An 18,608-nucleotide genomic window follows, 5' to 3' on the forward strand; every position below is an offset into this window, starting at 1 on the left:
CAACCCTACTTGAAGAAGTACAGAAGGCCCAATCCCGAGCTGGAATCGGGCCGAAACAAAACAGCAACAATTGGCCAGAAAAATGACTGGAATTGTAACAACCTGGCCGATCTAGAAGGCAGCCAAGCCAAAGAACGGCCCACCCGGCAGCGTGCCCACAGAGGTGGCGCGACCTGTATTCAGGTCAATTCGATACAGGGTGGAGCCGCCGATGGCAAAGCCGGTATCCACCCCGCCGACCGTGCGGATGTCAAACCCGCCCACCGGGCCGAAGTTCACGCCCAGGGGGCCAATCGGCATTTGCACCCCCTCGTTGGGCGGATTCTGGAACAGCAGCAGGTTGCGCTCGCCGTCGATGTTCAACAGCCGTGTGGATTGGGTGCCGGCCACGTTGTTGGTGTAGGCGGCGGCGGTAACAGCCGGTCGGGATCCCTGCAGTTCCATTGGGCCAAAGGCCAAAGGTCTATCTTGGATCACTTCGCCCGTGTCCACATTGATGCGGAAGTTCTGGCCGTTGGCTCCCACCAGGCGCAGCCGATCCGGAACGGGGTTGAAATCTATGCCGGACAGCGTACCCGCCGTAAAGGGAACCGACAGGGTACTGGCCACCGTAGCGGCGCCGGTCTGCAAGTTAATGGTGTAGAGGATGTTGGCGTCGGTGAGGCCGTAGAGCAGGCGATTGGCAGGACGCACATCAATACCGATCAAACTACCACTCACCCCCGTCACCGTCAGGGATCCCTGTACCGAGGCATCGGTGGAGCGGATGAAGGTGAGGCGGTTGCCGCTGCCCAGGGCCACCAAATCTGCTTGGGAGGGGATCATCGCCATCGGAGAAGCATTGCTGTTGCTGCAGCCCAGCAGAGCTAAGCTACCGGCTGCCACAGATACGGCCACACACTGCAGGTGCTTGCGCATGGAAAATGCTCCTTAAAAAATTGACAAATTGTCTCAGTCGGTGTCAGGATTGTTGACAACAAAACACCCCTCTGCGCCACAAGACAGGTGGTTGCAGATTGCTGCGGCAAGCAGCACTCTCTTTTGCCGCTAGAAAGGCAGGCTAGAGGGATCCCATCCCCCAGCCGAGAATCCGCTTTTGCCCTTCCATTGAGGGGGAAGGCCAATTGTTCTTCCCAAAGGGGAGCGCGTGGGGCGCTTCTGTAGCAATTACTCCCATCCTCCCTGCTTGGATGCTCAGGATGGAAAGGTTTGGACGGAGATTTTAACTAGAGGCGCTGGTGTAAAAGCGCAGGGCAAAGCGCCAGAACAAATGGGATCCCCACAGCAGCCCCGCCGCCAGCAGGGCGGATCCCACAAGCCAGGGCCACTGGATCCGACCCAGCAAGGCTTCTGCCGGCACGGTGGTCAAGAAAGCCACCGGCACGACGAAGGTAAAAAACAACCGATAGGCCACCGGATAGGCCACCAGCGGGAATCGCCCCGCCTCCACCAAGCCCCGCAACACCTCGGTGACGTTGTAGATCTTGACAAACCAGATGCTGGTGGCCCCCAGCATAAACCAGAGGCTGTAGAGGATGACCAACCCCAGCAAAAGGGGCACTAGACCCAGAACATAGGCCCAGGCCGGCAGCCGCAACTGGATCCCGGCGTAGAGAATCAACAACAGGCCACAGCCAATATCCACCAGGCCCCAGGGAGAAAACACCCGCGTTGACAGCCAAAACTGACTGCTGATGGGCTTGAGCAACACAAAATCCAGGGTGCCTTCCTGAACTTGTTGCACGATGCGGTTTAAGTTGACGTTAAAAAGGCTGGCCGACACCCCCTGCAAAATGGTGAACACCCCCAAGACGATGAGCGCCTCCGGCCAGCTCCAGCCCCCCAGGCGGTGCCCCTGCTGGTAGAACAGCGACAGCCCAAACAAAGCTGACCCCAGGCCGCCCAAGCTGCTGAGGCTGGCAAAGACAAAATTGGCCCGGTACTCCATTTCTGCAGCTACAGAAGTGCTCCAAAACAACCACAACACCTGCAAATAGCGCAGCACTTGGGTTTTCTCCCATCTCAGCGTTCATTCCACTTGCGGTAGCAGCGGGCAGTAATCAAATAGGGGTGAAACACTTCTAAGAAATGGCTTTGTAACACCTGAAAGAACTCCTCGATCCGCTGTGAATCGTCGAGATGAAAGGGAAATTCGCCTTTAAACCCCTTGAAAAAATACCAGTTAATCAAGAGCTTACCTGCCGGCTGGAGCCAGTCGTCAAATTGCCGCAACTGCGCCGCCGGATCCGGCAAATGTTCCACCACATCGAAGCAGATGACGGTGTCAAAACGGATCCCTTCCGGGAAGGTGTCTGGACAGTGGATGCGTTCGCTTAGGCCCAGCTTTTCCGCCCGCAGTTGCACAAACTGCCGATGGATGGGGTTGATATCCCAGAAGATCACCTGCTCCACCGCCGGGCAGAGGGCCGCCCCAATGGCGTGGGTGCCGATGCCGCCGCCAAAATCCAACACCCGCCCACGGGCATGGTCGGCCACCAGGCGCAGGGTATCGCCGATGTAGTCGGTGCTGCTCAGGTGCCAAGCTGCCAAGTCCAGCAAATAGGCGGATCCCACCCGATCCCGGTAAAAGATCTCCGCCTGATCCCAGATGAAGTCGCGCCGGCCCAGCTCTGCCAACTGTTGCTGGCCAAGCCGCAGCTTCTCCCGCAGCTCGGCGGCCTTGAGGCCGAGAAAGGATCCCAAGTGAGCTTCCAGGTCGAAGCCATTTTGCCAGTAGCCGCTCAGGGCAGGGGGAGTGGGAGTCACGGGAACCCAAAACTCGGCAGGGGGTTGGATTGAAAACCATTCACGCCATCAAGCGGCGGTGAAGTCGTCGTTCTCTCTGGGCGTCTCTTTCAAGGTTTCTCTCTGGGATCCGGTTGGGGTTACATTGTCGCCGAGGGCCGGCGGCCTCAACAGGGCTGCCAGCGTCTCCGGGCTGAGGCGGTCGGTGCTCTCCACGATGGCGGTTACATTGGGCCCAAACCCTATCTTGTCCAAAAGCTGTAGCCGATGAGACAAAACCCGCTTGCCGTTGACGAACAAACCATTGGTGCTGCGGCGGGATGCGGAACTGCCGTCAAAGATCATATAGCCGTACCCAGCCCGGTTCTCTTCCGGGATGCGGATGATCAGGGCGTGTTCGCGGGAAACACAAGAGTCGTAGAGGCGGATGTGGTTGCTGGCTGCCCGGCCCACCGAGTAGTAAATCTTGTCTAAGACAACGCCGCGCCGACCCATCCGATCCGTGAAGATCAAGACCAAGTGAGGAGGGCTGGGTTGGGCAGCAGGAGCGCTCATGCTCATCTGTGGATACGCCCGGAGCTGAGGTGGTCAGAAAGGGCAGACTGGGAACAGTCAGGCAATCAAGCCGCAAAATGCGGATCCCCCTCTCTTCTCACCCGCCATAGGCTTGAATCATACACTATCCTAGGTCAACCCATACCGACAGCGCCTCCTACCCCCTCTTTTTCTCAAGGGCAAACAGGCTGAGAAAGTGACATCCTCTCCCGCTAAGCCCTGACGGGCTGTAGACGGGAGCTTCCGAGAATCACTTCCCGGAGTTGCTGCTTCAACGGACTGGTAAACCAGGATCCTCCACAGCCAGAGAGCGGCAGTCCCACCGCCCTGAGTCCTCGCTTCAAAATCTCGATAGCAGCGTTCAAGTCTCTGTCCCACGACCCGCAACGGGGGCAATCATGCACCCGTTCCGACAAGGTCTTGGGAACACGCTCCTCACAAACACAACAATTTTGGGACGTACCAGGGGGATCCACTCTCAACACCTGTTTGCCGCGTTTGACCGCCACTGCTGTCAGAATGTCAAGAAATTGTCCCCAAGCCGCATCCAAAATCGATTTAGCCAACCGAGTCCGTGCCAGCCCTCGGACGTTGAGATCCTCCACCACCAACAGGTCGTATTGCCCCACCAGCCAGTGCGCCACTTGGTAGTGGAACGCTTTGCGTTGTCGGGCAACGTGCAACTGCAAACAAGCAACTTTCGTGGCTTGTCTCTTCCAGTTGGCGGACCCCTTCACTTTGCGGCTCAGTTGCCGCTGCTGTCGAGCCAAGTGCTTTTGAGCTTGGCGGTAGTACCGCGGGATAGGCACCACCTCCCCATCGCTGGTGGTGAGAAACCTATCCAATCCCACATCAATACCCACCGCCCTTTTGACCGGCACAGGCTCTGGGAGAGGAACGCTTTTGTCCTCCAAAGTAATGCAGACATACCACCCATCGGCCTTGCGCACCACTGTGCAGGTTTTGGGCACGAACCCCTCTGGCAAGGGGCGGTGCAGCACCACAGGCATCGAGCCAATCTTGCTCAGCCGCAGAGTCTCCCCTTCCAGATGCGCTCCCGCCCCCCTGCTGGCCCCCCAACCCCCCGTATACGGGGGGCAGGGGGGGCGGGGGGCCGGGGCAGTTGATGCGGGGGAATGTGAAGGATCTCAACTCCCCCGCTTTTTTGAAGCGGGGCCGCCCCCGCCGCTTGCCTGTGCTATCCGGCACCTGCCACGCTTTCCACGCCTTGTCCAGCCGCATCAAGTTTTGCTGCAGCACCTCGGCGTAAATGCCCCGGTAGGCCGGGAATAGTTGCTTGATTTGTTTGAGGGATCCCGCCTGCCGATAATAATTCGGCTCCAGCGGGGGTTCTGACACAGGCAACGGGCACGAGACAAGGCTGCAACGGTCAATTGGGCAACGGGTTGCGGTCAGCCAGTCCAGTCTCTGCCCCAGAGCGTCGTTCCACTGCCGCCGCAACAATTCCAGCCACTCGGTCATCAGAGCGGCTTGGTCGTCGCTGGGCAGGATCCGGTACTCGTGGGTGATAATCATGAGACGGTTCTAGCATTTAGCGCAATGAGCTACAACATAGGCCATCGTTCTGTTTACAGCCTACAAATCCACTTGGTGCTGGTGACAAAGTACCGTCGTCGGGTGATAACTGCTCCAATGTTGCAGAGGCTGGAAGATATATTTCGAGCGACCTGCCAAAAGTGGCGCTGTTCCTTGGTGGAGTTCAACGGTGAGGCGGATCATGTGCATCTGTTGGTGAGTTTTCCGCCGGATGTTCAGGTCTCGAAGCTGGTGAACAACCTGAAAACAGTCTCCAGCCGGTTGATTCGCAAAGAGTTCGCCACAGAGGTGGCACGGTTCTACAGCAAGCCTGTATTTTGGACAGGGGCCTATTTTGTTGCCTCTTGTGGTGGGGTCACCGTTGAGGAGTTGAAGAAGTATGTCGAGCAGCAGGCAACGCCCAGATTGTGAGACTCAGGGGCATTGAACCCCTTCGTCTCACCGCCTATCCTCCATCCCGCCAAGCTGCGCTGTGGCGGGAGTACCCCGGAGGTTCTGATGGGTTCGTTGCAAAAACAACAACTGACCCAGAACAACTCGGTCTGACTTCTAATCTGGTTGGGGAACTCTCAAGAAGCGAGAAAGAGCGGGACAATGCCCAGCGCCTGCCGGATGTCGTCATCCAAGCCCTTGGCAAGGGTCAGAATCAAGCGCAGGAGGGATCCGGTTGCAGGTTTGCCCCAGACAGGAGATCATAGAGTCCTATCAAAGCAAAAAGCTCCCATTGACAGCGTGACGGTGGAACCTAAGCAGACTCAGCTAGACCCTCGGCCCGCCGGCCTCACCACAGCTACCGGAACCATCAAAGCCCAGTTGGATTTGCTGTTGCTGGGGCTGGAGTCCCTGAGCGGAGAAATTTCCGAGGCGGTTCTGGCTGCAGCCAAAGCCCTGAACTTGGAAAAGCAGATCGGCGATCGGGTGGCTCTCTGGCGGCTGCGCAACGCCAACCCTCTGCGCCGCAGCAGCGGTGGGCGAAAAGAAGTCGATATCGAAGAGGCGCGCGCCCTGGTGCTGGTGATTGCTCATCTGGCTGCTCAGCAGCAGGCCCGTATCCGCAGCACCTTGGAGCAACTGGAAGCTGCTGTTGAACAGGAGCTCAGCCCTTTCCGTCAGCCACTGGTGGGCGACTATCTAGATGAGTTTATCTCCCACTACCGCAGCCGCATGGTGGATGGGGATGTGCGTGACGAGAACAGCCTCGCCGAGCTGGCTCTGCGCATCTTGATCGAGCTGATGTTTTACAGCAGCCCAAGAGGGGCCCAGCGTCTATGGAAAGCCCTGCTCAACCGCCCTGAGATGGATCTGCCCGCCGGCAGCGACGAAGAAGGGGAGGTAGCCCATAGCTCCGGATCGGATGCTTTGCCCTCTTCCTGAAATAGGCTCCTTGCTTGTGTTGTTTGCCCGCCAGTTGCCATGCCCAGTCTCACCCTTATCAGTCATACCTATCAACAGCCCACCTCGACCCTCACGGTGCGGGGAGAGGCACCTGGCCTGCCCGAAGCTGCCGAGGGTTCCTCAACGCCGCCCCTGCGAGCCATCCAGCAGAACTTCGAGTGTCAGTTGGAAATTCGCCAGGGGGAGACCACCAAAACTCTGCAGGGGGACAGTGTTTGGCTCAGCGATTTGATCGCGGTGATCGACCGCTACGTCGGATCCCAGCTCAGCGGCGCGCCCAAGGGAACCTTCAGCGGTACTGTGGCCATCCGTCCGCTGGATTTTATTTTTCATCGCCTCACGGTGCGCCAAGGGGAGAATCAGATTGCCCAAGTGGATCTGTCGATGACCCAGTTGTACGACCTGTTGGAGAACCTCTCTCAGGTGGCCGATGACATTCCCCAACTGGCCAGCCTGGGAACGCCGGTAACGCGGGCTTGGTATCGACAGCCTGCCGGGATCGCTGCCCTGCTGGTGGGAGGGATCGCCCTGGTGGCCGGGGTCGGGATCTGGGCCAGCCGCACCCCGGAGAAGAGGGCTCCCACTGCTTTCAACTCGGCCCAGGAGCAGCTCACCGCGCCGGAAGCCTCTGGAGATCCTCTGCTGCGGCTGCAAAACACCCTGGCCCAGCAATGGCAGTCTCCTCCCGATTTGCAGGAGAGCTTGATCTATCGAGTAACGGTGGATGCGGCGGGATCCCTGCTGGCTGCCGAGCCGGAGAATGAGCTGGCCCGGGAACGCCGCGCCGAAACTCCTCTTGCCGACCTGCCGGAGTTGCCGCCGGATCCCTTGCCGACGGGTGCCAAACAGTTCCGCATCAGCCTAGGGCCAGAGAGCCGGGTAGAAGTGACCCAGATAGAGCCCCTCTGAAATCCGGGCTGAGGAGAACGTCACTCCAGACAGATGACCGGCCCCTCTGTGCCACACTGCTCGCCGTGCAGCCACTCTTCCTGGGGATCCGATTGAGCCAAAGACATAGCCGCCAGCAGAGCCAAAGCAGCGACTACCCCCGCGAGCCAGATGCTGCGCATGGTTTTCTCCCCATCTGCGATGAGTTCAATCTCTCGCTTTTCCGCCCGTGTCTTGGTGACCGGATGAGAGGTTCGAAGGCGATCCAAATCACAGTCAACGGCTGGCCGCTCGCCCTCTCCCCTTGCCGTCGCGGTAGAGTTTGGCAGTGATCTTAATCTGCAGGGATCCCCACTTCGCCCTCTTTCAGCGCAGATCCCGGCCAAAAGGCAACAAAGACAGGATGACCAGCTTCAGGTGCTGTTTGGCAAAGGGGATCCCAACGACGGTGACGGCCAGGATCACAGCCCAGAAGAGGTGGTTGAGCACCAGGGGCCAGCCGAAGAGCAACAGCCAGATCACGTTGAAGATCAGCAGCAGCGGGCTGTTGGCAACTCCACCACTTCTTTGCCGAAGGGGGCAAGCACTGCAAACCCCAGTTTGATGCTCTGCCAGCCAAAAGGAATGCCGATGATGGTCAGGCAAAGGCTTAGCCCCCCCAAGATATAGCCCAGACTGGTCAGCAACCCCCCGAAGATCAGCTAAATGATGTTGCCAATTAAGCTCATGATTCAGAACCTCTAGCGCTGAGCCCGGACTGCAGGGCAGGTTTCCGCTCCCCGCCCCCTGGACAAGCAGACGGGGCGGACCCCTTTTTATTGTTCCCATCGCCAAAGCACGTTCCCTTGAGCCTCGCCGAACTGCAATACTTCGTCAAGGTTTGCAACGCTTTTGGGGAGCTGTGGTAGGATGCCTGCTGTCTGACGAGCCGATCTACTTGCAGCGAGGAGAGCGCCTTGAGCCTGAGAGTTGCTGTTGTTGGGGGTGGCCCAGCCGGAGCCTCTGCCGCCGAAGTTCTAGCCCAAGCCGGAATCGAGACCTTTTTGTTTGAGCGGAAGCTAGACAACGCCAAGCCCTGCGGGGGCGCTATTCCCCTCTGTATGGTCTCAGAGTTCGACCTCCCTGAGGAGATTATCGACCGCAAAGTGCGCAAGATGAAGATGATCTCCCCTTCCAACTACGAGGTGGATATCGCCCTCGAAAAGGAAAATGAGTATATCGGCATGTGCCGCCGCGAGATCCTGGATGCCTTCTTGCGCAACCGCGCTCGCCAAAAAGGGGCGGAGCTGATCCACGGCAAGGTGATGCATCTGGAAATCCCCCAAAATGGCCGGGATCCCTACATCCTGCACTACAGCGATTTTTCCGACGGCTCAAATCGGGGAGTACCCCGTTCGCTGGGGGTGGATCTGGTGATCGGGGCAGATGGCTTTCACTCCAAGGTGGCAGAAGCCATCGGTGCCGGCGACTACAACTATGCTCTGGCCTTTCAGGAGCGGATTCGGCTCCCGGACGACAAAATGGCCTACTACGAGGAGCGGGCAGAGATGTACGTGGGGGACGATGTTTCTCCGGACTTCTATGCCTGGGTGTTCCCCAAGTGCGACCACGTGGCGGTGGGCACCGGCACCATGAAGGCCAACCAAGCCCAGATCCAAAAGTTGCAGGCCGGGATCCGCGCCCGCGCTGCCGAGCGGATTCGGGGCGGCCAGGTGATCAAGGTGGAAGCCCATCCGATCCCAGAGCATCCGCGTCCGCGCCGTGTGGTGGGTCGGGCAGCCCTGGTGGGAGATGCGGCAGGCTATGTAACCAAGTCCAGCGGCGAGGGGATCTATTTTGCCGCCAAGTCGGGCCGCATGTGCGCCGAGACCATCGTCGAGACCTCCGAGGGCGGGAAGCGCATCCCCAGCGAAGAAGATCTCAAGCTGTACCTCAAGCGCTGGGATCGCCAATACGGCCTAACCTACAAGGTTTTGGACATTTTGCAACGGGTGTTCTACCGTTCCAACGCCACCCGCGAGGCCTTTGTGGAGATGTGCGCTGACCGGGATGTGCAGCGGATGACCTTTGACAGCTACCTCTACAAGACGGTGGTGCCCATGAACCCTTGGGTGCAGTTCAAGATCACGGTTAAGACTCTAGGCAGCCTGCTGCGAGGGAACGCCCTGGCACCTTAGGGATCCCTACTGCCACTGGAAGGTGACGGTGACCCGATCCCAATTGGCATCGGTTTTCAGAACCCTAGCAGAGGCGCGTTGTCCCGGCGGCACGTCGCTGGGTTCAAACGCGACCACCCGCGTCTCCACCACCTCCTCTCCCCGGTAGAACGTGAAGCGAGCACGAGCGTTGAGGACGGTGCGGGTGCTGCGGTTGATCGCCTCTACGCTCAGGCGGCTGCCAGCCCCCACCCGTTCTTCCTGAATCGAGCCCACGATCACGAAATCTCCCGGGTTGGGTGCAGATTCGGCGGCAGCAGTCGGCGTTGGGCTGGCCGTCGGTGGGGCCGTCTCGGCCTGGCCGGGATCGGGCTGCTTCAAGAGCGCCAAGACGCGGGCCAGCTCCTGCTGAAAGAAGACAAAGGCTTCCCGCGATTGGTTGGCCACCTGGGCCAAGATCAGCCGATCCGACTCTTCCAGGGGGATCTCCAGGAGGGGGGCCGGCCCTTTGAGGGCGACCCGAATGCTGGCGACTTCTTGGTTGATGAATTTATCCAAGTAGGGAAAGATGTTGAGAATGCAGTCTTGAAAGGATCCCATTGGCATAACGCGATTGTTCGTCAGCACTAAGTCGGCTCGCTCACAGCTAGTTCGATCCTCCATATCGATTTCCAGCGGCACCCGAAAAGATCCCAGGCTGGTGTTGGTGATGGTGACGTTAATGCCGTCCACTTCCTGCCGCCAGCCGTGGATGATCTCCAGGCTAGGGCTGGTCACTTCCTCGGTGAAATACTCTCCGGCCCAGGCGGGGGATCCCCATAAAGCTAGGGCCGAGAGCAATCCAGGGAGATAGTAAGTCCGTCTCCAATTCACCTCAACTTTCCCTCCTTGAACTCGCAGATGTCGGGGTAGAGCCAAACCGCACCCAGATGTTGCCTGCTGCCCCGAGATGGCAATAGCCTAGCCCCAGGGCTAGCACAAACCAAGAGGAGACAGCGTTGGTTTAACGGCTTTCAACCTTCTCCTTACTCGGCTCGGCAGCCGAGCGCCCATCTTCTGAGAAACTCGCGGTTGTCTCTGCAGCAGCTCCCCAGAGACCCTACTTGGACGCTCCTGCCGCTGCCGTTTTCCGACTTGTCAGGTGAGGGATCCCGTGTGCGATAGGATCAAAAGGTGCCAAAATCCTGAAAGCCTCGGATCGAGTGCGCCCGTGTTCCTCACCCTTTCAGCAGTATGGCCAGATCTCCAGCTTTGTGGCTCAGTCGCCTCGCTGTTCTGCGAGGGCTGATCTTTATCTTGGCGGTGGTGGTTGCTCTCGTCTACTTGGGCTTCAGCCGCGAAGTTCGTCTTGGCCTTGACCTCAAAGGGGGGACGCAGCTCACCCTGCAGGCTTTGCCCACGGAAGAGGTGCCTGAGATTACCTCTGAGGTGATGCAGGGGGTAGAGGCGGTGATCCAGCAGCGGATCGACGGCCTGGGGGTGGCCGAGCCTCTGGTGCAGATCAGCGGCCAAGATCGCCTGTTCGTGCAGCTGCCGGGGGTGGCAGATCCCGATCGGGCCATTGCTCTTTTGGGCGATACGGCCCGGTTGGAGTTTCGCAAGGGCCTGGTGCCGGTCAGTGCCCTGCCCCGCAACGAGCGGGGAGAGATAACGGCGGGGGAGGATCCCGACGCCCTGTTTGAACGGGTCGGCCTCACCGGCGATCTGCTGCGCAACGCCTATCCCCAAGCCCCCCGCCGCGGATCCCAGACTTGGGAAGTGTTGCTGGAGTTTAAGCCGGCAGGGGCAGAGAAGTTTACTCAGCTCACCCGCGAGTTGGCCGGAACAGGGCGCCCGATTGGCATTTTTCTGGACGACGTGCTGATCAGCGCGCCAATTGTGGGGCCGGAGTTTGCCCGCACCGGCATTACCGGCGGGACGGCGGTGATCACGGGCAATTTCACAGTGGAAACCGCCACCGATCTGGCGGTGAAGCTCAAGGCGGGGGCGCTTCCCGTTCCCATTCGCGTCATTGAAAACCGCACCGTCGGGGCCACGTTGGGGGAAGAGAGCGTGCGCCGCAGCCTCTATGCTGGCATTGCCGGCCTGGTGCTGGTTTTCGTCTTCATGGTGGCCTACTACCGCCTGCCGGGGCTTGTTGCCGATATCGCCCTCCTCATCTACGCCCTCTGTACGTTTGCTCTGTTCCAACTGCTGGGGGTGACCATGACCCTGCCCGGGATCGCCGGCTTCATCCTCAGCATCGGCATGGCGGTGGATGCCAATGTGCTGATTTTCGAGCGCATCAAAGAGGAGCTGCGGGCCGGCAAGTCCATCTACAAGTCCATCTCGGAAGGGTTTAACCGCGCCTTCAGCAGCATCCTCGACAGCAATGTCACCACCCTTTTGGTCTGTGGCGTACTTTTCTGGCTGGGGATGGGGCTGGTGAAAGGCTTTGCGGTAACCCTGGCCATTGGCATTTTGGTGAGCTTTTTCACGGCCATCACCTGCACCCGCACGCTGCTTTTGGCGGCAATGGGGATCCCCGCCCTGCGCAAACCTGAGTTTTACGGCGTTCGCATGGAGGCGGCTCAATCATGACAGCTCAAGAGCTATCCCCCACCGATCCGGCAGTGGGATCCCGGCGGTCGCTTGACTACCGCTTCGACATCGTGGGTCGCAGCAGGCTGTGGTTTAGCTTGTCTCTGGCAGTGTTGCTGGTGGGGCTGGTCAGCATGGCTTTTTCCCTGGCCTCTCTGGGAACCCCCCTGCGGCTGGGGCTGGATTTTGCCGGCGGCACCTTGTTGGATCTGCGTTTTGAGCAGCCTGTCACCACCGACGAGCTGCGGCGGGCTCTGCAGGAACATGACCTGGGAACCAGCATCATCCAACTGGACACCCAGACGGGCCAAGAAGCCCTGATCCGCATGCCCCCTTTGACGGAGCAGGAGCGCCTGGCGGTAGAAGCCACGCTGCGGCAACAGATAGGCCCTTTTGAGCGCAAGCTGGTGGAGACGGTAGGCCCGACGGTGGGGCGTCTGCTCTTGCGCTCCGGCCTTGTGGCGGTGCTCATCTCCTTTGGGCTCATTGTGGTGTATCTGGCCCTGCGCTTCCAGTGGGATTACGCAGTGTTTGCCATTGTGGCCTTGCTGCACGATGTGGTGCTGACAACAGGTCTGTTTGCCCTTTTGGGCCTGACGGTGGGCATGGAGGTGGACAGCCTGTTTTTGGTGGCGCTGCTAACCATCATTGGCTTTTCCGTCAACGACACAGTGGTTATCTACGACCGCATCCGGGAAAATCTGCGTCTGGTCAGCCGCAAGGTCAGCTTTGCCGAGGTGGTGAACCTGTCGTTGAACCAGACTTTTGCCCGCTCTTTGAACACCACCCTGACGACGATGCTGCCCCTGGTGGCCATTGCCATTTTTGGGGGAGCCACCCTGAAGGGGTTTGCCATTGCTTTGCTCATCGGCTTCAGCTTGGGGGTTTATTCCAGCATCTTCATCGCCAGCCCCCTGCTGGTGTGGTGGCGGCAGCGGCGCTATGGCGCCAACAGGGATCCCAATCCCCTGCCTTCCGGCGCAGAGGGGTAGGATCTTCCCTAGCCCAGGGGTAAAGCGGCGGCAACGGCCTACCAGTGCAGTCGCTGGCCGTAGGCAACCAGGTAGCGCTGCAAATCGGCCATTTTGCCCTGGGGCACGATCTGGGCTGGGGTCAAGCCGGGATCCTGGCTGCGGAGCCAAGCCACGGTCAGCCCCGCTGCCGAGCCAATGGTCCACTCGCCGTAATGGGTGCGGGTGGCGGCGTTGACAATGTGGCTGGCGGCGATCCCCTTGCCGCCGATGAGCAGGTTATCCACCTTCTGGGGGATCAGGGCCTCTAGGGGGATGACGATGGGGCGGACGGAAAACTCGTTGACCGGCGCCGAGCTGGCCGACAGGGAAGGCTCCCAGTTGCGGTAGCGACAGCCGTGCATGTCGATGGCGTAGTGGGTGATCCCAACTGCTGTGGGGCTAAAGTCCCGTCCCCCGCTGGCGCCGACGCGAATATCCTGCTCCAGCATCAGGAATTCCGCCTGGCCGTAGGCAGCCCGCCCCAGGATACGCCGCCCCTCCCGGATGTAGGGGTAGAGGCTGAGGCCGGAGCGGGTGCCCAGCAAAGACTCTTCGCCAAACAGCAAGGAGAGGGGATAGCCGGCGCGGGACTGGGTTTCCATCAGCCATTCGGCAAACAGCAGGGCGTGGTTCTCCCCATCTTTGATGGCCGAGACATCCAGCCCCCCCAGCCAGTTGTGGCGCTGCCCTGAGGCCAGCAGCCGCTCTTCCGTTAGGATTAGGGGTGGGTTCATGATCCCCCAGTCGTTGCCGCGGTTCCAGTTCACCAGGCTGAGATCGCCGGGAAGCGGGGTGCCGTAAAAGGGATCCGTGCGGCCTTTGCTGACGATGCGGCGGTAGTTGAAAAAGCTCTGGCCGCTGAAGGTGGGAAACCCCTCCAGGTCGAACTGGCGGCGGTGCTCGGCGCGGGAGTAGCCCGGCTGCAACTGGGCCAGCTCGGCGCGGGAGCGCCCGCCGTCGTCGTGGATGGCCAGCACGAAGGGAAAAGTGAAAGCCTGGGTGCACTCCGGGTTGCTGGCCGGGGCGGCGTTGGGCTCCCCGGTTAGATCTCGCCCTTCTGAGCCCAGCCGGTAGGGGATCCCGGCCCAGCCCACCAGCTCGCCGGTGTCGGTGGCGTCGATCACGAACAAGGGGCGGCCCGGCGGCGCCTGCAGCCGCAGCACCCGCTTGGCAAAGACTTCCGTCTCCTGCCAGCTATACCAGCTCACCAATTCCCGCCACAGCCGCCCCGGCGGCACAAAATCGGGATCCCGCGGCTGCCGCTGCACCGCGTAGATGCTCTCGAGGCGGGAGCCGTCGGCGCTGAAGGTGGCCCCCTTAAAAGCGGTCTGGGTGGCCCAGCGACTGTGGGGGGCGCTGCGGGCGGCCTGTTGCAGCCAGGTTTCCACCGCCTGCAAACCAGCCTGGGGCGGAAAACACAGCCCCCCTACCCAGCAACTGTTGATTTCGGAGACACGGGTTCCCGGCGGGATCCCTGTCCAGGCGGGCAGATGCACCGGCTGGCTTTCGATGAGGGCCTTAAACTCCAGCCAGTGGCGGGAAAAATTGCCCCGCTGCCGCATGGGGAGCGACTCGTCGATGGCTGATACCCCCTGGGAGGTGATCTGGCCCCCCAGCCAAGGGGTGAGCTCGATGAGACAGGTTTGCACGCCCCCCCGCATGGCCTGGCCTGCCGCCGCCACGCCCCCCAGGGATCCGCCCACCACCACCAGCTCGCACTCCCAGATCTCGTCCGGCTGGGGCAGGGGATCCAGCAGCGGCCAGCCGTGGGCCGTAAAACGGGGCACCTCCGGCTCTGGAGCGGCGACGGGCGATCCCCCTTCCGGCTGGGAGAGGGCGGCAAACCCCATCCCCGCCACAAAGCCCAGCAGCGACAGGATCCCCAGCCCCAGAGCTTGTTTGCGCCTGAGTTGCTGCCGCGCCGCTGGGATCCCCTTACCGGCCGTCTTCACCTTAGTTTTGCCTCACACCCCAAGCTTTCTTCCGCAATGCTAGCAGGAGAACCCCTCTTGAGAATAGCTGATGAATAAGGCCCCCTTGAATGGCTGCGGGTGGCTCCGGATCCCCCAGATGGAAGTGCCGGACAAGGGGATCCAAGCAGGTGAAATCGGGCATAGGCAACCGTTGAGCCCTGGATGGCAAGGGCTGGGTCGTTGCCTGGCGTTGGATTGGGCTTTTGTTGGTATCCTACGCGATAGCCGGTCTGATACATTTACGCTGAACACTGCTGAACATCACTGTTCAACTATGCAGCGATAGCATTCTGCTTGTTTCCATTCGCGTTAGCGGGACGGAGTCCAAACAGAATGGCGGTATCCCGCAAAGCTTTGAGTAGAATACCCAAAGCGCAGTTTCCGTGTCGTCTTACTACCAATTTTCTGCTTTGCTTTGGCTACCATGTTGGCAGACTCGAAAGTAAACAGAAAGATCAACTGGTAGTAATCCGTACTGAACATATTATACATTATTTTCAGTATAGTTGAGCTTATTATTGACTAGAGTCATGCTCCGACTGCTGCTCCATGCTGACCTTGCAAACTGTGGCCGACCTGCTGCAAGCCCCTTTGCAGGGAGATCCCCACCTCTTGGGGTTGCCGGTTCAGGCCCTCTGCACCGACAGCCGCCGGTTGCAGCCAGGATCCGTTTTTGTGGCGCTGCGGGGAGAACGCTTCGACGGGCACGATTTTATTCCGCAAGCCCTGAGCAAGGGGGCCGTTGCTGTCATCAGCCAGCGGCCGGTGGAGGGTCCCCACTTCCAGGTTCCCGATACCTTGACTGCCTATCAGCGCATTGCCAGAGCCTGGCGGGAGCAATTTTCCATCCCGGTAGTGGCCATCACCGGCTCAGCAGGCAAAACCACCACCAAGGAAATGCTGGCGGCTGCTCTTTCGCGCTACGGCAGCGTTCTCAAAAGCGAGGCCAACCACAACAACGACATTGGGGTGGCGCAAACGCTGCTGCGGCTACAACCAGAACACCAGTTTGCCGTTCTGGAGATGGCCATGCGCGGCCCTGGTGAGATTCGCCGCCTTGCACAGATGGCTCGCCCCACCCATGCCTTGATTACCCACATCGGCACCGCCCACATCGGCAGGCTGGGATCCCGCGAGGCCATTGCTGCTGCCAAGTGTGAGCTGCTGCAGGAGTTGGGGCAGGGGATAGCTGTGCTCAATGGTGAGGATCCCTTGCTGTTGGCCACTGCCGCCAGCCTGTGGTCGGGAAAAACCCTCACCTATGGCCTCGCCCAAGGGGACTTGCGAGGAGAATGGGATCCCCAAGCCCAAACCGTAACCGTGGAGGGCTTGACCTTGCCGGTGCCCCTGCCAGGAAGGCATCACGCCCTTAACTGGATGGGGGTGCTGGCGGCTGTGCGCAGCTTGGGTCTGAATTGGGAGCGCCTGCAAGAGCCCCTTGACCTACCGCTGCCTCTGGAGGGGCGCAATCGCCATCTCAAGCTGGCTGGGGACGTGGAGATTTGGGATGAGACCTACAACGCCTCGCCGGAAGCGATGATCGCGGCTTTGCACCTGCTGGCTCAGACTGCGGGAAAACGGCGCTGGGCCATCCTCGGCCCAATGCGGGAACTGGGAGAGCATGCCCCACAGCTCTACGCAGAGGTGGGTCGGGCGGCTGCCTCCTTGAGACTGGAGCGGGTCTGGCTTTTGGATCCCGACGGGGAGATGCAGCCACTGGTTGACGAAAAGCCAGCCGCCGAGGTTGAACGCTTTGAGGAAGCTTCTGCCTTAGTGGAGGGTTTGCAGCAGCAGGTGCGGGCAGGGGATCGACTGCTGTTTAAGGCGGCGCGAGCCGTCGAGCTGGAGCGGGTGCTGCACCGCTTTTTGCAGGCTTGGCAGGGATAAGCTAAGCTAAAGGACAGTCGATAAGTGGCGCCCTATCGAGGCCATCGACCCGAAGCTTGCCCACACCTTCTTCACAGCTGCACTTCTTCTGGACAGCATGTACCACAACCCTTCTCTGCGGGAAGAACCTCGCGATCAGCCTCCAGTAGTGCTGCCCCTGCCCGGTAGCATTTCTATCCTCGACTGGTTGCGCCAGGAAGGCCGGCTGATCGAGCAGCCTCTTGAAGTCCCTGAAGCTGTTTTGGAAGAAGACATCGACGACATCGACGATTTGATCGGGGACGACTACGACGAAGACTTCGAGGCGGAAGAAGAGTAGGCATGCCTGCTGAGATCGCCAACTCGTTTACCCCTCTGCCCAGCACCGCAGAGGTGCCCACTTTGGCGATGCCAATGGAACGCTAACTTGAACAAACAATGTAAACAAACGTAACGATCCCTCAGCCTCAAGGGATCCTCATCGGGCGTGTTTTGGATGGTTCACCGCCATCCCGCGATGATTGTTGCAAATCTAACCTCAGCGGAGAGTAGCCTTGTAAGCCTTGTCAAAAAGGTATTTTGGGGTAGTAGAAATATCTTTTTCGGGGACTTTTTGCGATTTTGAGGAACCCGAGCTCTATCCCGTCCGTCACATAGAAATGTGAACCTACTCTTCACGGAGGGTTACATTGCATGATTCGCAATCTCTTCGCTCTCTCCTTGGCTGTTGCCTCGGCCACCACGTTGGTTGCAGCCCCTGCGGTCATTGCCGGCAGCCACGGCGCGACTTCTGAAAGCGTGAAAACCGCTGCCCCTGCCAGCAAAACCATAGTAGATGTTGCTGCCGAGGCCGGCTCTTTCACCACCTTGATCCAAGCCTTGGAAGCTGCCGACTTGGTGAAGGTGCTCTCCGGGGAAGGCCCCTTCACCGTTTTCGCTCCCACCGATGAAGCTTTTGCGGCGCTGCCGCAAGGCACTCTAGAGGAGCTGCTGCAGCCGGAAAACCGCGAGAAATTGACCCGGATTCTCACCTACCATGTGGTGCCCGGCAAAGTCCTCTCCAGCGATCTAAAGGAAGGTGAAGTGACGACGGTCGAAGGATCTTCTGTGAAGATCTCCTTGAGCGACGGAGTCAAGGTCAACGATGCCAAAGTGACGCAAGCAGACATTGAGGCCTCTAACGGCGTCATCCACGTCATCGACAAGGTGATCCTGCCCCCGCAAAGCTAACTTGTCGGTGCTAAGGCTCTAGATCCCAGGGGGGTCTAGTCCGGCCCCTGCCCTCAGGGGTGGGGGCTTTGCGTTGCAACCCAGCCCGGCGACCCTGGCCTTGAGCTCTACAGGTCGATGCCGACGCTGGAAGTGTAGATCGCCTCCACCGACACGCCGGACACCCGCTGCGGACGCACGATCATGTACTCGTTGTCCATTTGCTTGGGCAATGTGATGAACTCGTCCCCACCCACCATCAGTTGGTTGATCAGCTCTGTGTATTCTCTAGCTTCCTTGACCCGTACCTGCATGGTTTGTCCACCTTCGAGCATGATGTGGACAAGGTATCCATCGGGTTTTCTGGCCATGGGTGCTCCTATTGGGTGCAGCGAAGGTCGATAAGGGGCGTTCTCATGAACATTATTCCCCCATCGGAGAGGCCTGGCCAACCCTTGCCCCCGCCAGGAAATCTGGAGTTGCGGCGCGACCAACCGACTTGAGGCAGTTTCCCGGGCGCCTCCCCGGCCCACAGCTCCCCTCCCAAAAAGAGAGGAAAGGCGAAGGAAGGCCAAAGCAAGTGGTTCCCCTGCGATTGGGGATGGCTATAGATTACTAGGATGTGCCTATTTTGGGCTTCCTACCCAACTTGCTCGATCTCCCCGCTGGCT

Annotated in this window: 20 protein-coding genes; 9 read left to right on the plus strand and 11 right to left on the minus strand. The window is 59.8% G+C overall.

Annotation, left to right across the window (positions count from 1 at the left end; genetic code table 11):
- Positions 1-111: 111 nt before the first annotated feature.
- The 5 genes from CYA_RS00300 to CYA_RS15150 all read right to left on the minus strand — a co-directional run bounded on the left by CYA_RS00300 (position 112) and on the right by CYA_RS15150 (position 4,310).
- Positions 112-918 carry a DUF4394 domain-containing protein gene (locus tag CYA_RS00300; protein ID WP_011428986.1) on the minus strand — a complete coding sequence of 269 codons (807 nt, stop codon included), beginning with the start codon at positions 916-918 and terminating at the stop codon, positions 112-114.
- Between the two features lie 304 nt (positions 919-1,222).
- Complete coding sequence (locus CYA_RS00305; RefSeq protein ID WP_011428988.1) at positions 1,223-2,005, minus strand: ABC transporter permease; 783 nt, start codon at positions 2,003-2,005, stop codon at positions 1,223-1,225.
- A gap of 17 nt (positions 2,006-2,022) precedes the next feature.
- Entirely contained in the window at positions 2,023-2,766 is a 744-nt protein-coding gene (locus CYA_RS00310) for a class I SAM-dependent methyltransferase (protein WP_011428989.1), read from the minus strand.
- A gap of 48 nt (positions 2,767-2,814) precedes the next feature.
- Positions 2,815-3,306, minus strand: a complete 492-nt coding sequence (locus CYA_RS00315) for an FHA domain-containing protein (RefSeq protein WP_099812622.1) — start codon at positions 3,304-3,306, stop codon at positions 2,815-2,817.
- A gap of 206 nt (positions 3,307-3,512) precedes the next feature.
- On the minus strand, positions 3,513-4,310 hold the full coding sequence (locus tag CYA_RS15150) for an RNA-guided endonuclease InsQ/TnpB family protein (RefSeq protein ID WP_255322511.1): 798 nt from the start codon (positions 4,308-4,310) through the stop codon (positions 3,513-3,515).
- Between the two features lie 481 nt (positions 4,311-4,791).
- Between CYA_RS15150 and tnpA the strand changes: the two genes are divergently transcribed.
- The 3 genes from tnpA (at position 4,792) to CYA_RS00335 (ending at position 7,161) form a co-directional block, all read left to right on the plus strand.
- Positions 4,792-5,268: an IS200/IS605-like element ISSoc3 family transposase gene (gene tnpA, locus CYA_RS00325; RefSeq protein ID WP_011428991.1), complete on the plus strand. Its 477-nt coding sequence runs from the start codon at positions 4,792-4,794 to the stop codon at positions 5,266-5,268.
- A gap of 321 nt (positions 5,269-5,589) precedes the next feature.
- On the plus strand, positions 5,590-6,231 hold the full coding sequence (locus tag CYA_RS00330; RefSeq protein WP_011428992.1) for a DUF3038 domain-containing protein: 642 nt from the start codon (positions 5,590-5,592) through the stop codon (positions 6,229-6,231).
- 39 nt (positions 6,232-6,270) lie between these two features.
- Positions 6,271-7,161, plus strand: coding sequence for a DUF4335 domain-containing protein (locus tag CYA_RS00335; RefSeq protein ID WP_011428993.1), 891 nt, complete (start codon positions 6,271-6,273; stop codon positions 7,159-7,161).
- Between the two features lie 20 nt (positions 7,162-7,181).
- Here the strand turns inward: CYA_RS00335 and CYA_RS14940 are convergent, their stop codons facing one another.
- The 3 genes from CYA_RS14940 to CYA_RS15165 all read right to left on the minus strand — a co-directional run bounded on the left by CYA_RS14940 (position 7,182) and on the right by CYA_RS15165 (position 7,826).
- The gene (locus CYA_RS14940; protein WP_168173324.1) at positions 7,182-7,322 is read right to left on the minus strand and encodes a hypothetical protein; all 141 of its coding nucleotides are present in this window, start codon (positions 7,320-7,322) and stop codon (positions 7,182-7,184) included.
- Positions 7,323-7,506: 184 nt separating this feature from the next.
- Positions 7,507-7,662: a YccF domain-containing protein gene (locus CYA_RS15160; RefSeq protein WP_228375383.1), complete on the minus strand. Its 156-nt coding sequence runs from the start codon at positions 7,660-7,662 to the stop codon at positions 7,507-7,509.
- A gap of 8 nt (positions 7,663-7,670) precedes the next feature.
- Positions 7,671-7,826, minus strand: coding sequence for a YccF domain-containing protein (locus CYA_RS15165; protein ID WP_228375384.1), 156 nt, complete (start codon positions 7,824-7,826; stop codon positions 7,671-7,673).
- 270 nt (positions 7,827-8,096) lie between these two features.
- Here CYA_RS15165 and chlP point away from each other — a divergent pair, with 270 nt between their 5' ends.
- Positions 8,097-9,317, plus strand: coding sequence for a geranylgeranyl reductase (gene chlP, locus CYA_RS00350; RefSeq protein ID WP_011428994.1), 1,221 nt, complete (start codon positions 8,097-8,099; stop codon positions 9,315-9,317).
- Between the two features lie 6 nt (positions 9,318-9,323).
- Here the strand turns inward: chlP and CYA_RS00355 are convergent, their stop codons facing one another.
- Complete coding sequence (locus CYA_RS00355; protein ID WP_011428995.1) at positions 9,324-10,169, minus strand: hypothetical protein; 846 nt, start codon at positions 10,167-10,169, stop codon at positions 9,324-9,326.
- 360 nt (positions 10,170-10,529) lie between these two features.
- Between CYA_RS00355 and secD the strand changes: the two genes are divergently transcribed.
- Positions 10,530-11,876: a protein translocase subunit SecD gene (secD, locus tag CYA_RS00360; protein WP_011428996.1), complete on the plus strand. Its 1,347-nt coding sequence runs from the start codon at positions 10,530-10,532 to the stop codon at positions 11,874-11,876.
- Complete coding sequence (secF, locus tag CYA_RS00365; protein WP_011428997.1) at positions 11,873-12,868, plus strand: protein translocase subunit SecF; 996 nt, start codon at positions 11,873-11,875, stop codon at positions 12,866-12,868. Before secD ends, secF begins: the two co-directional genes overlap by 4 nt.
- 38 nt (positions 12,869-12,906) lie before the next feature.
- Here secF and CYA_RS00370 read toward each other — a convergent pair whose 3' ends face one another.
- A complete protein-coding gene (locus tag CYA_RS00370) occupies positions 12,907-14,841 on the minus strand; it encodes an FAD-dependent oxidoreductase (RefSeq protein ID WP_228375385.1) in 1,935 nt (644 codons plus the stop codon).
- Between the two features lie 570 nt (positions 14,842-15,411).
- On the opposite strand from CYA_RS00370, the gene murF reads away from it, so the two are divergent.
- The 3 genes from murF (at position 15,412) to CYA_RS00385 (ending at position 17,958) form a co-directional block, all read left to right on the plus strand.
- Positions 15,412-16,749, plus strand: a complete 1,338-nt coding sequence (gene murF / locus CYA_RS00375) for a UDP-N-acetylmuramoyl-tripeptide--D-alanyl-D-alanine ligase (RefSeq protein ID WP_011428999.1) — start codon at positions 15,412-15,414, stop codon at positions 16,747-16,749.
- 97 nt (positions 16,750-16,846) lie between these two features.
- The gene (locus CYA_RS00380) at positions 16,847-17,068 is read left to right on the plus strand and encodes a DUF3134 family protein (RefSeq protein ID WP_011429000.1); all 222 of its coding nucleotides are present in this window, start codon (positions 16,847-16,849) and stop codon (positions 17,066-17,068) included.
- Between the two features lie 353 nt (positions 17,069-17,421).
- Complete coding sequence (locus tag CYA_RS00385) at positions 17,422-17,958, plus strand: fasciclin domain-containing protein (protein WP_011429001.1); 537 nt, start codon at positions 17,422-17,424, stop codon at positions 17,956-17,958.
- 107 nt (positions 17,959-18,065) lie between these two features.
- Here CYA_RS00385 and CYA_RS00390 read toward each other — a convergent pair whose 3' ends face one another.
- A complete protein-coding gene (locus CYA_RS00390) occupies positions 18,066-18,308 on the minus strand; it encodes a hypothetical protein (protein ID WP_041438020.1) in 243 nt (80 codons plus the stop codon).
- Between the last annotated feature and the right edge of the window lie 300 nt (positions 18,309-18,608).

Origin of the sequence: Synechococcus sp. JA-3-3Ab (genome assembly GCF_000013205.1) — a bacterium.
Taxonomy (GTDB): Bacteria; Cyanobacteriota; Cyanobacteriia; order Thermostichales; family Thermostichaceae; genus Thermostichus.